The organism is uncultured Alloprevotella sp. (genome assembly GCF_963536905.1).
In the GTDB taxonomy this organism is placed as follows: domain Bacteria; phylum Bacteroidota; class Bacteroidia; order Bacteroidales; family Bacteroidaceae; genus Alloprevotella.
Window position 1 is genome coordinate 1 of sequence record NZ_CAUTBW010000017.1, and the last position, 15,652, is coordinate 15,652.

A 15,652-nucleotide genomic window follows, 5' to 3' on the forward strand; every position below is an offset into this window, starting at 1 on the left:
TGTAGAGCACAAAGAAGAGTGAGCGCGTATAGGTGCGCATTCCCGAAGCGGAAGTAATATCGAGAAACTCGATGTCTTTATCGTTGAAGAGGGTATAATGCAGCCCTTCCACTTTGTTATTGACTTTTGCGGAAGTACATCCGTAGGGCAGATGCAGTTCCAGCATCTCATAGACTTGTTCCAGATTGTAGCCAGCCGGCACTTTGTGCGACTTGCCGGTATTCTTACAGCGAATATTGAGGGTTGTTAGCATAATGTTTAGTTTTAGCCTTGGCGGCGGAAGAGGCTTTGGGAGGAGGGAGAGATAGCTTATTCTCAGACCAGTCGGAAAGGTCAGACCAGTCCGACTCAGCTTTCTCCTCTCGCCGAAGTGCCGCAGGCGCTTCAAGGCAAATATACTGACTTTTGGACTTTTTTGGTTATTTTTGCCGGAAAAGTACTCCAACGATTTCTAAAAAAGACAAATTCATGACGATACAGAAGAAACCGCGCTTGGCCAATATGGAGCTGCTCCGCTTCATGGCGATGTTTATGATTCTCACCCTTCATGCCGATTTTGCCTGCTTCGGATGGCCTCAGCAGCGTGATATTCTGACGCTTCCGGAGGTTTGGGGCGTACGCATATTGGTGGAACATTGGGCCATCATAGGTGTGGATGTCTTCATCCTTATTTCGGGATGGTTTGGTATACGCACTTCACTGAAAGGAGCCGTAAAACTGCTTTTTCAGGTGTTCTTCATCGCCCTGCTTACTTCGGGGACGGTTTTGCTACTCAAGGGTATGCCCACGGGCGGACTGATAGCTATTGCAAAAAGCTTTATCTCCTATTGGTTTGTATGGTCGTATCTGCTTCTCTATCTGTTTGCACCCGCCCTCAATGCCTTTGTAGAGACGGCTGGAAAGCGACAACTGAGAGGTTTCCTAATTGCGTTCTTCACTTTCGCAACGCTCGATTTGGCTGCACACTTCTCCGATGATTTCAGATATGGCTACTCTGCCATTTTCTTTATGGGACTCTACGTTCTGGCTCGTTATATTCGCCTCCATGTAGACTATAAAGCCTTGCGCACACGCACCTTGTTAATCGTATATGCCGCGTGCCTACTGATTCCCGCTTTCTACACGTTTGCTTCAGGCCGTTGGTTGCCACTCATCTGCTACCAATTGGGAAAAACGTTCCTCCTCCCCTATTCCTTTCCTATCAACGTATTAGAAGGCGTTATCCTACTCATCCTCTTCGACCGCCTACAGCTGCGCCCCAGTCTTTCGCGCCCCATTAACTGGTTGGCAGCGGGGGCTTTCACGGTCTATCTCGTCCATCAGAACACACTTGTCCGTCCTTTCTACTTTCAGGCGGTTAAGGATATACACTCCGCGCTACCGTTTGGCCTCAACTTCTTGGGCGTAGCCTTGATGCTCTGTGCCGTTTATTTGGCTTGTACGCTGCTCGACCAATTGCGCGTGGCGGCCTGGCAGAGTGGCGAAAAACTGTGGGGGAAATATCGCAAGAAATAAGCCTTATTCTCTTCTTTCGAATAAGGCTCTAATAAAACGCTATCAAAAATTTAGGACGCTTTTCCTTTCTGAAAGAGGAAAAGCAAGCTTTCGCGGAATATGGCAGAGCCACTCATCCACAGCGTGAGGCAATAGGTTGTGCCTACGAATAGGACTTTGCCCAACAGGCTCAGCCAAAGGTGGGTCACGCTGGAGAAGAGGAAGTACGCCCCTATGCAAAGCACGACGGAAAGCCCCAAGTAGGGCGCCATGTCTTTTAGAAATGCCAACAATCCATAGCCCGTCAGGCGGCGAACAAAGTGGTGCCAAAACAAGAGCCAGAGAATGTTGACCGCCACAAAGACGCGCAACATCCACTCTAATCCGTAGGGACTCACCAGTAATGCAGCGCCAAACACAAGTATGGCCAGCCCGATTGTTCCCCACATATAAATCCCCGAACGCCCACGTGCCAACAGGAAGTTCTGGAAAAGCGTTTGCATCGGAACGAAAGCGCCCCAAACGCAAAGGAGTTGCAGCATGACAGCCGAAGCAAGCCATTTCTCCGTGATAGTGATGATGATGAACTCGTGTGCAATGACGCTCAAACCGAACATAGCGGGGAAAGTGAGGCATGCGGTCAGACGCACCATCTTTTGCAGAGCGGCGCGTTGCTGCTCGCGGTCGTCCATCTTGGCAAAAAGGGGCTGCGTCACACTGTAAAGCATCTGCGAAATGAGACTATGCCCCATTGTGTTCCATTTATTAGCCTGCGTGAATTTGCCCAGTTCGCGACGATTGAAGAGCTTACCGAGCAAGATAGAAAACAGCTGCTGGTTAAGAATCACAAAGACATTGGTGATAATCAGGCGGCCGGAATAGCCCAGCATCTCCCTGACGGGGCGGAATGAGAAATGGGTGCTGGGCCACCAGCGGGTGACCCAATACGTTCCGAGGGTTGTGCAGACGGCGTAAACAATAGATTGCGTGGCGATGCCCCAATAAGCAAAGCCTTGCCACGCCATGGTCACGCCCACAATACCCGAAGTGAGGAGTGCAACAAAGCTAATAATCGTGTTCTGCTTCACTTTTAGTTCGCGGAAGAGATAAGCACGCGGCACGATATTCAGACTCGAGATGACAAAGCCCGCAAAGACGTAGCGAGCTAAGGGAGTTAAATCCGGCTCATGGAAAAAATCAGCTATCAACGGGGCACAGAAAAAAAGGAGCGTATAGAGTGAAAGACTCATCAGCGTGTTGAACCAAAACACACTATTATAATCCGCGCGAGTCACGTTTTTCCGCTTATTGAGTGCCGAGATAAATCCGCCCTCTTGCAGCGAACCGGCAATGAGAGTAAAGACGGTGAGATACCCCACCATACCGTAGTCGGCATCGGTGAGCAAACGTCCCAAAAAGATACCGAACACGAGGTTCAGCAACTGCTGCAAACCGCTGGCTATACCGCCCCATAGCAGTCCGTTTGCGGTTTTCTCTTTCAGACTTGACATTTCTATTTATAACTATTTCCGACAAAATTACGCTTTTCTATGTAGCTCACAAAGCAAGCCTTTGAGAGAAGCCGCATTTTGTTTGTTTTTCCTATCAGCACATTCTTTCTATTCTTTCCCACCTGCTTGGTTATCGCAAAATTCTCTTACGGCCGAAAAGATAGGACAAGCGCGTGCGGTCGAGCAAGAGGGCGAGCGCAAGAGTTCCTCCAAGACCCACGCCAACGGTCACAAAGGCGTGGAGCAATCCCGTAGGGTCGAAGCCGAAGAGAGGCAGGTAGTATTTCGACAGCATTGTAAATATGGGATGGAAGATATAGATCGGGAAAGTGTTTCGCCCAATGTAGTCGATGACCTGCTTGGTGCGCCCCGTTGTGAGACTACTGAAATAAGCTGCAAAACAAAGAAACGACACCACGCAAACGAGCATGGCGATTGTTCCCCAGCCCCAATACTCGCGCTGAACGATGAGCAAACCGAACGGAAGTATGGGCCACAGACTCGCCTTATAGATGCGCGAGAAATCGCCTATATATTGCCGCACGCCCACGCCTAAGAAATAATAGAACGCGGCATGAATGTCCAGCAAAGGCGTGAGGAGCGATACGCCGATGAGGAGGGCGGCAAAGAGGGAATATTTGGCCGTAATGTCGAGTTTGGGCAAGACGCGGAAAGCTGCATAATAGAGGATGCCACACACCATCATGACGTGCAGAAACCAGTAGGGGCCAATCGACTTCACAAAGAGCACATTGAGCACCGTGGGCACATCGAACGACGTGATACCATCGCGGACGGGCAGATACAGCGAAAGCCCTGCAAAGCCCAAGACGAGCACCATATAGGGCAACCATATCCTCCAAAGATATAAGGCAAACTGCCGGAGCGTCTTTTCGATGTTTACCAAATAACCAGTTATCACCAAAAAGGCGGGCATAAAAAACGCGAGAATTGCATTCTTAATGTCGGGGTAGATATTGCCAAAATTGACGATATGTATCAGAATGACCAATCCTATTAAGATAGCCCTAAAAAAATCAAGGTCTTTGTTGTACTTCATAAGCTGTATTGCTACTGCGCTATTGCTAAGCTGCTGCAAATTTAAGATTTTTTCAATAGGAACAGTCGCACACCAGCCTTTGTTTACCAAGACCGTTGCGAGAGCTTTAAGACGAGTCGGACCAGTCGGACTCGTCCGAGAACCGATACTGATTCGTGCTCCTTCGCCTTATTCGTGCCCTTTCGTGGGCTAAAAACATCAACAGAATTCCCACTTTTCCCCTCCCACGAAGGCCACAAATCCGCGCACGAAAGGGAGAGAGCGAACAACCTCCCCCTCCTGCGCGCCGATACAATAAGGCTGCTGGCTGACTTCCTTATTGCGTCCGCCAACAGAATAAGGAAACCAGCCGACACAATAAGGAAACCGACGAACAGGATAAGGAGAGTTTTCAGCAAAAACGGCCGAAAAAATCGAAAATCTCACGAAAACTCCTGCTTTTTCAAGATTTCGCTCGATTTTTCCCGTCCGCGAAAACAAAAATGCCGCGAAAATTTTGGCAGAAAGCAAAGAGGAGAGCCTTTCTCAAATTTTCAGAGAAAGGCATCTTGTCAAATTTTCGGGAGGTTTTAGATGTTCTCGGACAAGTCGGACGGGTCGGACAAGTCGGAGATTCTGTTGAGAGAACAGCTTGTCGGACGGGTCGGACCAGTCGGACCAGTCCGATATCCAATAAAGCAGCTCGAGCCTCAAGAGGCAGCTGAGCACTCCCCCTTATGGGGGAGATGGAGGGGGCTTTTCTCTTCTCCCACCTTTTTCTGAAGAAAAATCCCTATTTTTGCAAAGTAGGCAGACAATAACTGCCTACAAAAAAAGAAAGGCTATGATACATCGCATCTCTATCTTATTCAGCCTACTGCTCTGCCTATCGGCGGCTGTGGCACAAGACTTCGGGCGGTCGCAACGCGTGTTGGACTGGTTGCAACAACAAAAGGGCGACTCCGTATATGCGCTCTGCAACGCCGAGATGAAAGCGGCGCTCTCCACGCAACAATTAGGAGGAATCTACGCACAGCTTGTGCAGCAGGCGGGCACGGAGAACGGCCGCGGCGAATGGGAGCGGACGGTGGTTGAAGGAGGAGTAGAGGTCGATGGGATACGACTGGATTTTTCGCAGACGTCGCTCATGGCGCTCCTCTCTTGGAATGGCGAGGGACAGCTCTGCGGACTCTTTTTCCGACCTACCACGCGACCGCAGACAGTGGCGGTTGGGGGCGTGGAAAACCGTGAGGTGCAGATTGAGAATGGTAAGATATTCCTACCGGGAACGCTCACGCTACCCACTGAACGAAAGAAACCAGTGGCGCTGGCCGTACTGCTGGCGGGCAGCGGCCCTTGCGACCGCAACGAGACTATCGGGCGGAACGCTTTGTTGCGCGATTTGGCCGATTCGTTGGCGCTCCATGGTATCGCCTCTATCCGCTACGACAAGCGCACCCTTGTTTATGGGTCGGCGTGCGTAGAAATCAGTGGCGGCATGGACTACGACAAAGAAATTGTGGACGATGCACTTGCGGCACTTCAGCAGGCCGGCGCTTTGCCCGAAGTGGATGCACGGCGCATCTTTGTGGTGGGGCATTCGCTCAGCGGAATGCTACTGCCGCGCATAGCGCAACGCGCCACAACGCCTTTGGCAGGCATGATAGCTCTGGCCGCTCCTGCGCGCCCTCTCGCCGAGGTGATGAAAGAACAATTGAACTATCTGGGACGTCTCAACAACATCGCGCCTACTGAAATCGACAGCGCATACCGAGCCGCCCTCGCACCGCTCCCTAAGGAGTATCTGAAATTCGACCGCAAATACCGCCCACTCCGAACGGCGCAGCAGCTCGCAGTGCCGATGCTTTTCATACAAGGTGGGCACGACTATCAGGTGCGCCAAACCGACTTCCAACTATGGCAGCAGGCACTGGAGAAGAGGCCCAACGTAGACTTTCGCTGGATGCCTACGCTGAACCATCTGATGGCGGAAAGTCCGAACATGTCCCGCCCCGATGACTACGCCACTCGGCAACTCATCGCCACCCCCGTTGTGGAAACCATCGTGGACTTTATTGTGCGGCACTGACTCTTCTCGCTGACACACAAAAGCCCCGGCTGAACCAAAGCAATACTTGGTTGAGCCGGGGCTTTTGATGGAATTGTGCACCACTACATCAGATTGCAGGCCACCGTAAGGCCGGCCATGACGATGCTGACCATGCTCATCAGTTTGATAAGGATGTTCAAACTTGGGCCTGATGTGTCCTTGAACGGATCGCCAACGGTGTCGCCCACGATCGTGGCTTTGTGGACATCGCTACCCTTGCCGCCGAAGTTTCCTTCTTCCACGAATTTCTTCGCATTGTCCCACGCACCACCAGCATTGGCCATAAAGACAGCCAGCGTAAAGCCAGCGCAGAGGCCGCCAACGAGGAGACCAAGCACACCGGCAACGCCGAGGACTACGCCCGTGACGATGGGGATGATGATGGCTAAGAGCGAGGGCAGAATCATTTCGTGCTGGGCAGCGCGCGTACTGATTTCGACACAGCTACCATAGTCGGGCGTGGCCTTGCCTTCGAGGATTCCTTTGATTTCGCGGAACTGGCGCCGCACTTCATCGACCATCTTGGCTGCGGCACGGCCGACAGCACCCATGGTGAGGCCGCAGAAAAGGAAGGCAGCCATCGCGCCAATGAATACACCTACGAGTACGCGCGGGTTCATCAGCGTCACCTGGAAGTATTCCATCATTTCGGGCATCGAAGCCTTTGAAGGATCAAAGGCATTACCGGCCGCGTCAATGAATTGCTGTCCGCTCTCCATGGCCCGCGTCATGGCGATTTTTATTTCTTCTACATAGGAAGCCAGCAAGGCCAGAGCAGTGAGTGCTGCCGAACCAATGGCAAAGCCTTTGCCCGTGGCAGCCGTAGTATTGCCGAGCGCATCGAGTGCATCCGTGCGGTGGCGCACCTCCTCGCCCAGCTCGCTCATCTCAGCGTTGCCGCCGGCGTTGTCGGCGATAGGGCCGTAAGCGTCCGTAGCGAGCGTGATGCCCAGCGTGGACAACATTCCGACAGCTGCAATGCCGATGCCGTAGAGTCCTTTCGAGATACTCTCAGCACTCATGGAGAGATCGAAATGATTGGCGCAAAGATAACTCAACATAATGGCCACACCGATGGTAAGCACGGGGATACAGGTGGAAATCATGCCTGTACCGATACCTTTGATGATGACCGTGGCAGATCCTGTTTGGGCCGACTCGGAAATAGTCTGGGTGGGCTTATAGCTATGCGAAGTGTAGAACTCTGTGGCTTGTCCGATGATAACTCCCGCTGTCAGACCGCTGATGACGGAGAAACTCAGGCCTAACCAGTTGTCGAGGCCGAGGACATAAAGGATGAGGAACGTCGCGAGTGCAATCAGCACAGCACTGGTATTGGTGCCGACAGCGAGCGAACGGAGCAACTGGCTCATACTTGCCCCTTCTTTGGTGCGCACGAGGAAGATACCGAAGAGCGAAAGGAAGATGCCGACGGCGGCAATAATCATGGGGGCGATGACAGCCCGCAGCTGCATGTCGCCAGCCGAAGCAAAGGCCGTGGCACCCAAAGCTGCCGTAGAAAGAATGGAACCGCAATAGCTCTCATAAAGGTCGGCGCCCATACCGGCAACGTCGCCCACGTTGTCGCCTACGTTGTCGGCAATGGTGGCAGGGTTACGCGGGTCGTCCTCTGGGATGTCGGCTTCAACTTTTCCAACAATGTCCGCGCCTACATCGGCTGCTTTCGTATAGATACCGCCTCCAACGCGGGCAAAGAGGGCTTGGGTGGAAGCTCCCATACCGAAGGTGAGCATCGTGGTAGTGATGGTGATGAGCGCAACGTGGTCAGAGCCGTAGACATAGGAGAGGGCGATGAACCACAGGGCAATATCCAAGAGTCCGAGGCCTACAACGACCAACCCCATTACCGCACCGGAGCGGAAAGCAATACGCAAACCGCTGTCCAAGCTCTTGCGCGCAGCATTGGCGGTTCGCGCGGAAGCATAGGTAGCAGTCTTCATACCGAAGAAGCCGGCTAAACCACTGAAAAGACCACCCGTGAGGAAGGCGAAAGGTACCCAGGGATTTTGAATCTTAAGGACATAGGCCATGAAAGCAAAGAGAACGACGAGCACTAAAAAGACTTTGAGAACGACGAGGTACTGCTGTCTGAGGTAAGCCATTGCGCCCTTGCGGACGTGCTCTGCGATTTCGCGCATACGGGGCGTTCCTTCGTCGGCCTTCATCATATTCTTAAAGAAGAACCAGGCCATAGTCAACGCTACTACTGATGCGATGGGCACCAGCCAGAAAAGGGGAGTTACAGTCATAAATGTTTTTATTTAAGGTTTGATATTCTTGTCAGTATGTATGCTTTCATTGATTCGAAGGCCTAATATATGGAGTATTTTCTATGTATCAAAAAAATTACACAAAAAAGTTATATTTTAGCATCCATACTTTGCAAAATACAGAATTTTAGCTACAAAACACTCCCCTTATCGCAATGATGAACACGATAAGGGGAGTGATGATTTTTCAGGAAATTCTAACGGCCTCGAGCCACTGACTGAACGATAGAATGGATCGGATGCAGCCTAAGTGAGCACTTATTCTAACTTCTCCTTGAGATACTGCGCCGTATAGCCTTTACCCTGCGCCACCAGTTCCTCGGGCGTACCAACAGCAACAATCTGTCCGCCGTCGCGTCCGCCTTCAGGGCCGAGGTCGATAACGTAGTCGGCCATTTTGATAACGTCCATGTTGTGCTCAATAATGAGAATGCTGTGGCCGCGCTCAATGAGTGCGTTGAAACTATGGAGGAGTTTTTGAATATCATGGAAGTGCAAACCGGTGGTAGGCTCGTCGAAAATGAAAAGTGTGGGCTCGGTGCGCTCCAAGCTTAGGTAGTAGGCCAGTTTCACACGCTGATTTTCACCGCCAGAAAGAGTGGAACTGCTTTGCCCTAACTTGATGTAGCCCAAACCTACATCTTGGAGTGGGCGCAAGCGCTTGGAGATTTTCTCGTTGCCATACTGAGTGAAAAATTCCACGGCTTGGTTGACGGTCATCTCAAGGATGTCGTGGATGTTCTTACCTTGGTAGCGCACTTCGAGCACATCTTTCTTGAAGCGCATACCGTGGCAGGATTCGCAAGTGAGCACCAAATCGGCCATAAACTGCATCTCCACCTTGACAGTTCCCTCGCCTTTACATTCTTCACAGCGTCCGCCGTCGGCGTTGAAGCTGAAAAACGCGGGCGTGAAGTTCATCTGCTTGGACAAAGGCTGCGAAGCCATCAGTTTGCGGATTTCGTCGTAGGCTTTGATATAGGTGACGGGATTTGAGCGGGAGGACTTGCCGATGGGGTTTTGATCAACGAACTCTACACCTTTGATAGTCGTGAGGTCGCCGCAGAGACTGGAGAATTCGCCCGGCGTGTCGCTGGGTTCGTCCAACTTACGCTTCAGCGCATTGTAGAGAATCTTCTTTACCAAAGTTGATTTGCCCGATCCGCTTACGCCGGTGACCACGGTCATTATGTTGAGCGGGAATTTCACGTCTATACCGCGCAGGTTGTTCTCTCGAGCGCCTTTCACCTCTATGCTGTTGTTCCATTTCCGCCGGCTGCTCGGCAACAGAATCTTTTCGCGCTCGAGCAGATAGTTGACGGTGTGGCTTTGAGAACTTGTGGCGACAGACGAAGCGGTCGCGTTGCTCTCCGCAGTATGGGCGGACAAGAGGGGGGCTACTTCGCCGGCGAACACAACCTGCCCGCCGAGGCGTCCAGCCTCTGGGCCGATGTCTATGATATAGTCGGCGGCGCGCATGATTTCTTCGTCGTGCTCCACCACTATAACGGTATTGCCTAAGTCCCGCAGCTGCTTGAGCACGTGTATAAGTCGACCCGTGTCGCGGGAATGTAATCCGATGCTGGGCTCGTCGAGAATATAAAGCGAACCTACTAAACTACTGCCAAGACTGGTGGCCAGATTGATGCGCTGGCTTTCGCCACCAGAAAGAGAGTTGGAGATACGATCCAGTGTGAGGTAGCCGAGGCCGACATCGGACAAAAAGTTCAGGCGGTTGCGGATTTCGGTCAGCAAACGCCGAGACACTTTTTCATCGGCTTCATCTAATTGGAGATTGTTGAAGAACTGTTGTAAATCGCTGATGGGCATACGCACCAGTTCCATAATGTTGCGGCCGCCCACGTATACATACGCTGCCGCAGGCTTCAAACGTGAGCCGTGGCAGGTGGGACATATCGTTTTGCCTCTGTATCGTGCCAACATGACGCGGTACTGTATCTTGTACTGGTTCTCGCGGAGCATGTCGAAGAAGGCATCTATGAATACTTGGTCGGTCTTTTCCCGTTGACGCTCTTCAGCGTCGCCGTGCCAGAGTATGTCTTTTTCTTGCTGGGTAAGCTCATAGTAAGGCTTAAATATAGGAAAACCTTTCGGGCTTTGCCTACGTACGAATTCCTGCTTCCACATCCCCATTTTCTCACCTCTCCAACAAATTACAGCTCCGTCCATGATGCTGAGCGACGTGTCAGGGACGACGAGTTTTTCGTCTATACCTATCACGCTGCCAAAGCCTTCGCACGTTGGACACGCCCCTGCTGGAGAATTGAAAGAGAACATCTGGTCGTTGGGTTCTTCAAAGCAAATGCCGTCGGCCTCAAAGCGAATGGAGAAGTGGTGCAGAGCGCGGCTCGGATAGAAGCGCAACAAGCATTCGCCATCTCCTTCAAAGAAGGCGGTTTCTACCGAATCGCGGAAGCGGTTTAGGACATCTTTGGAATTATCCACCGCGAGGCGGTCGATGAGTAGGTACACGCCGCTCGTTCCGCTTTCTGTAGCCGTGGTTTCCTGCTGCGCGTTCCAGGCTGCCTCTATCTCGCTGAACTTTTCCTCGTCTGCCAGGAGGTCGTCGATATGGATGAGCGTTCCTCCCTGCAAGGTGTCGGAAGAGGCATTGGGCAAATCGACATCGAGGCGGGAGATGCCTTGCTTCAGATATACAGCCAATTGCTCACGGAGCGTTCGGCCGTGGCGCAACACTATGGGTGCCAACAGCGTGAAACGAGTGCCAGGAGAATAGGACAGCATGCAGCTGACAACATCCTCGCTACTGTGCTTCTTCACCTCCTGCCCGCTGACGGGGCTAATCGTGTGGCCCGCTCGCGCAAAGAGCATACGCAAATAGTCGTACACTTCTGTTGATGTCCCCACGGTAGAGCGCGGATTGCGAGCCGTCACCTTTTGCTCGATAGCTATGGCGGGCGGAAGTCCTTTAATATAGTCGCAGTCGGGCTTATTCATGCGCCCGAGAAACTGACGGGCATAAGCCGACAGACTCTCCACATAGCGACGCTGCCCTTCGGCATAGAGGGTGTCGAAAGCCAGTGACGATTTACCAGAACCACTCAGGCCCGTGATCACGACAAACTTACCTAAGGGGATTTCTAAATCTATATTTTTGAGATTATTGACGCGTGCACCTTTCACGCGGATCTTTTCTTCCATAAGAGCCTTTTTGCTTGATTTGCAAAGATACTAATTTTTTTCTTGCTGCTGACCTCTGCTTTCTTCCTCCCATAGATAGCAAAAGGAGTGGCCCTGCGAGAGAACCACTCCTATATTATATATAGGTATATGTCTTTTGAATCTTATTCTGCCGTTGCTGCAGCTGCGCGTTTCTTGCCCAGCACGCGGTTTGCGATAGGAGCAGCGAGGAAGATAGAGGACATCGTGCCGAAGACAACGCCGAGAATCATTGCGAAAGCAAAGCTACGGATGCTGTCACCGCCGAGGATGAAGATACAGAGCAATACGAGCAACGTGGTCAATGAAGTCATCAACGTACGTGTCAGCGTTTGGTTGATAGAATCATTGAAGAGTTTCGCCGTCTCACGTTGCGGGTAGAGATTCAGGTTCTCGCGGATACGGTCAAATACCACCACTTTATCATTGATTGAGTAACCAATAGCGGTTAGCACAGCTCCAACGAAGGTTTGGTCAACTTCAAGCGAGAAGGGAACCCATCCCCAGCAGAGGGAGTACATACCAATGATGAGCATAGTATCGATGGTCAATGCCACAACAGAACCAATGGAGAACGCAACGTTGCGGAAACGCACGAGGATATAGATGAAGATGGCGATGAGGGAGAGCACCGTAGCCAAGATAGCATCCTTAGTCATTTCGGAAGCTACGCTGGCGCCCACCTTCTGCGCGCTCACGATGGAGCCTCCTGTGTGGTCGTCGCGGTTCTTGAACGTATTGTAGTCGGCCTTGATGAGACCTGCGTCATGAAGCGACTTCCAGATTACTTGTTCTACCTGTTCATCAGCATTTGCTGCATCGCTATTGATCATATAGTTGGTTGTCAGACGCACTGCCTTGCCCTGCGTGGTACTTACCTCGATGGCATTAACAGTGGCGTTGTTGTCCAACGGGCGAATGGTCTTAGCAACCACTTCCTTCACTTGTTCTGGCGTCGTGTTCTTCTGTTCGAATTCGATCACGAAGTTGCGACCACCCGTGAAGTCGATACCCTTGCTCAGACCACGCACACCCAAGGATACAAGTCCTGCGAGCAGAACGATACCAAAGATAGCATAAGCTTTAGGAGCATTCTGGAGGAAGTTGAACTTGCTATTCTGCAACAGACCGCGACTGAGCTTCGTTTCGAACGTCAGGTGGAGCCACTTGTCCTTGTTGAGGAAATGTTCGAAGATGATACGGCTAATCCAAACGGCGGTGAAGAAGCTTGCGCAAATACCGATACCCAGCGTGAGGGCGAAACCGCGGATGGGGCCTGTACCAACGTTGTACAGAATAACGGCGGTGATGATTGAAGTAAGGTTGGAGTCGAAGATTGCACTGAAGGCATTGCCGTAACCAGCTGCCAGCGCGCTCTTGATATTCTTACCTGCGGCCAACTCTTCTTTCGTACGCTCATAGATAAGCACGTTGGCATCGACAGCCATACCGAGCGACAACACCATACCGGCAATACCGCTCATCGTCAAGGCAGCCTGGAACGATGTAAGGACACCGGCCGTGAAGAAGAAGTTGAGAATCAGTGCGAGGTTTGCTACCATACCCGGAATAAGACCGTAGTAGCAGCACATGAAGACCATCAACAGAACGAAGGCGATAATCGCGCTCTCGAGGCCGGCCTGGATAGAGGCAGCACCGAGTGACGGACCGATAGTCTCTTCAGAGATGATATTCGTAGGCGCGGGCATCTTACCAGAGTTGAGCACGTTGGCAAGGTCCTTAGTATCATCGATAGTGAAAGCACCGGAGATTTCAGTCTTACCGCCAGAAATCTGACCATTTACGCGCGGAGCACTGTATACAACGCCATCGAGGACAACTGCCACGTCGCGACCCACGTTCTTACCTGTCATAGTGGACCAGTCGCGGGCACCGTCGCTCGTCATCTCCATCGAAACGATAGGAGCGTGAGTTGTGGGGTTGAAGTCGGCTTTTGCATCGGCAATCACAGCACCTTGCATAGTCGGTGTCTGGTTGTTGCCGTTGCCTTTGAGCGCATAGAGCGTCACTAATCCGTTGTTTGCCTTAACGTCCCAAGCCAGGCGCAAATCCTTCGGCAGTCTTGACTTAGCAGCCGGACTGTTGATAATGGCATTCACTGCGGCAGTATCGGCCAAGCGAGCCAGACCAACGGAGCAACCCTCACGGCCACCAGCGTTCATCACAAGCTGGCTGAACTTCAGGGCAGGCGTGCTGGTCTTTGCAGCGGGCTTAGCTGTAGCTGTAGTATCAGTTGCGATGGTATCGGCAGCAGTACCGATGAGATCGAGGCTTGCCAGCTGACTCTGGATCTCGGAGCGGTTGTAAGTCTCCCAGAATTCGAGGTTGGCACTTCCTTGAAGCAGCTTGCGCACACGCTCCGGTTCCTTGATACCCGGCATCTCGACCATGATCTGACCGATCTGGCCTTTACCACGAAGGATTTGGATATTGGGCTGAGCCACACCGAATTTATCGACACGCTGGCGTACCACGAGGTTAGCATTCTCAACGGCAGCATTTACCTCTTCGTTGAGCGCGCTACGAACGTCGTTGTCGGAAGAAGAGAATGTGATATTCTTAGCCTTTAAGCCAGTGGCAAATACAGCACCTAACTTTCCTGAGCCGTTGGCTTCGTCGTAATGACGAACGAACATATCCACGAAGTCGCCCTTACCTTGCTTGTAGTCGGCATAAGCCAATTCAACAGCTTTTTTGAAAGCTGGCGTATTAGCATTATCGCCTGCAAGGTTTTTCACTACATCGGGAACAGAAACTTCGAGGATGACATCCATACCACCCTTCAAGTCAAGACCCAGACCAATTTGCAGGGCCTCGCAATCCTTGAGCGTTTTGCCAACAACGGGATAAACAACCACGTTGCGCATTGAATCAAGGTAGCGGTCACCCGAGCCTGCCACTTTCGCGTTCATAGCCTCCGCCTTGCTCTCGTAGTGGCGCACCACAAAAGAGAAAGAGAAGTAGAAGAGGCAAATCAGCGTAAGCAGGACTGCAATGACTTTTACAAATCCTTTGTTTTGCATTGATTTTATTGATTTAGTTTTTTATTGAATTTGCTTATAGCTTGTGCTAAAATAAGTACAATTAGCGTGCAAATATACGTTTTTTTCACAATACAAAAGGTTTACCGCGTTGAAATTATAGCTTTTATATATAATAATGAGTATGTTTGTCAGCACCTCTGTATCCTTCCTTCACGCACTCCTTCTGCTCTTCCAATAGCTTAAATATTTTTGTGAAAGGAGCTTAATATACGGAGCAAACAGATACTCGTTCTGCTAAATTTCTTTAAAAATAGCATTTTATAGAAAGAAAATATACTCAGACACTTGCAGGATAAAGAAAACCACCTTACCTTTGCAACGTGTTTTTCATAGTATTAGATTTAAGGTTAACAAGGTTGGGATACAGTGGTATCCCTTTTTTTATGCCCATAAGTCAGTAAATCACCAACACTTCCCAGCTCTCCTCTCGCTTCTTCATGCTGTCAATCGCTCGATGCTCACGCACCGATTGCCACAATAAGCTTTCAAACTGAGAGAAACACACCCACAAAACCGCCCTATTATTTGACATTCGCTTTTCTCCTAAAAAAGCATTCTTCTCCGCTTTCTGCCGATTTTTTTCTTTTGTCGAGCAAGCAGTTTGTCCTATTTTTCCGAAAATTTCCTCTAACGCTCCGCTCAACAACACAAACGGCCCGCTTCTTTCCTCTTTTTCGTTCAAAAACACCCTTACTCTGCTCGTCTGCATCCTTATTGTATCCATTGGTTTCCTTATTCTGTCAGCCGACATCCTTATTGCGCTGGCGGACACAATAAGGATATCCACGCTCAAGAAGGAGAAACGATTCATCCGCTCCCTTCCGCGCCAATTTTTGAGCCATTTTCAGAACGAAAAAGTAAGAATATTATTGACTATAATTGAGATAATCACAGGTGTTTTTAGTCCATAAATATTCACATAAAAGACGAACAAACACGGA

General features: G+C 50.9%; 9 protein-coding genes and 1 pseudogene. 2 read left to right on the top strand and 8 right to left on the bottom strand.

Going from position 1 to position 15,652, the window contains the following annotated elements; all coding sequences use genetic code 11:
- A pseudogene (locus tag ABLA33_RS04395) lies at positions 1-253 on the bottom strand (nucleoside kinase); the annotation flags it as partial.
- Between the two features lie 215 nt (positions 254-468).
- On the opposite strand from ABLA33_RS04395, the gene ABLA33_RS04400 reads away from it, so the two are divergent.
- A complete protein-coding gene (locus ABLA33_RS04400; protein WP_347719384.1) occupies positions 469-1,515 on the top strand; it encodes an acyltransferase family protein in 1,047 nt (348 codons plus the stop codon).
- 50 nt (positions 1,516-1,565) lie between these two features.
- Here the strand turns inward: ABLA33_RS04400 and ABLA33_RS04405 are convergent, their stop codons facing one another.
- The 3 genes from ABLA33_RS04405 to ABLA33_RS04415 all read right to left on the bottom strand — a co-directional run bounded on the left by ABLA33_RS04405 (position 1,566) and on the right by ABLA33_RS04415 (position 4,491).
- The gene (locus tag ABLA33_RS04405) at positions 1,566-3,011 is read right to left on the bottom strand and encodes a lipopolysaccharide biosynthesis protein (RefSeq protein ID WP_347719416.1); all 1,446 of its coding nucleotides are present in this window, start codon (positions 3,009-3,011) and stop codon (positions 1,566-1,568) included.
- 124 nt (positions 3,012-3,135) lie between these two features.
- The gene (locus tag ABLA33_RS04410; protein ID WP_347719385.1) at positions 3,136-4,065 is read right to left on the bottom strand and encodes an acyltransferase; all 930 of its coding nucleotides are present in this window, start codon (positions 4,063-4,065) and stop codon (positions 3,136-3,138) included.
- A gap of 198 nt (positions 4,066-4,263) precedes the next feature.
- Complete coding sequence (locus ABLA33_RS04415; protein WP_347719386.1) at positions 4,264-4,491, bottom strand: hypothetical protein; 228 nt, start codon at positions 4,489-4,491, stop codon at positions 4,264-4,266.
- 397 nt (positions 4,492-4,888) lie between these two features.
- On the opposite strand from ABLA33_RS04415, the gene ABLA33_RS04420 reads away from it, so the two are divergent.
- Complete coding sequence (locus tag ABLA33_RS04420; protein ID WP_347719387.1) at positions 4,889-6,133, top strand: alpha/beta fold hydrolase; 1,245 nt, start codon at positions 4,889-4,891, stop codon at positions 6,131-6,133.
- A gap of 83 nt (positions 6,134-6,216) precedes the next feature.
- On the opposite strand, the gene ABLA33_RS04425 is transcribed toward ABLA33_RS04420, so the two are convergent.
- The 4 genes from ABLA33_RS04425 to ABLA33_RS04440 all read right to left on the bottom strand — a co-directional run bounded on the left by ABLA33_RS04425 (position 6,217) and on the right by ABLA33_RS04440 (position 15,435).
- Positions 6,217-8,424 (bottom strand): sodium-translocating pyrophosphatase, encoded by a 2,208-nt coding sequence (locus ABLA33_RS04425; protein ID WP_347719388.1) that lies wholly within the window; start codon positions 8,422-8,424, stop codon positions 6,217-6,219.
- A 279-nt stretch (positions 8,425-8,703) separates the two neighbouring features.
- On the bottom strand, positions 8,704-11,628 hold the full coding sequence (gene uvrA, locus ABLA33_RS04430) for an excinuclease ABC subunit UvrA (RefSeq protein ID WP_347719389.1): 2,925 nt from the start codon (positions 11,626-11,628) through the stop codon (positions 8,704-8,706).
- A gap of 143 nt (positions 11,629-11,771) precedes the next feature.
- On the bottom strand, positions 11,772-14,690 hold the full coding sequence (gene secDF, locus ABLA33_RS04435; protein WP_347719390.1) for a protein translocase subunit SecDF: 2,919 nt from the start codon (positions 14,688-14,690) through the stop codon (positions 11,772-11,774).
- Positions 14,691-15,105: 415 nt separating this feature from the next.
- Entirely contained in the window at positions 15,106-15,435 is a 330-nt protein-coding gene (locus ABLA33_RS04440; RefSeq protein ID WP_347719391.1) for a hypothetical protein, read from the bottom strand.
- Positions 15,436-15,652 lie beyond the last annotated feature (217 nt).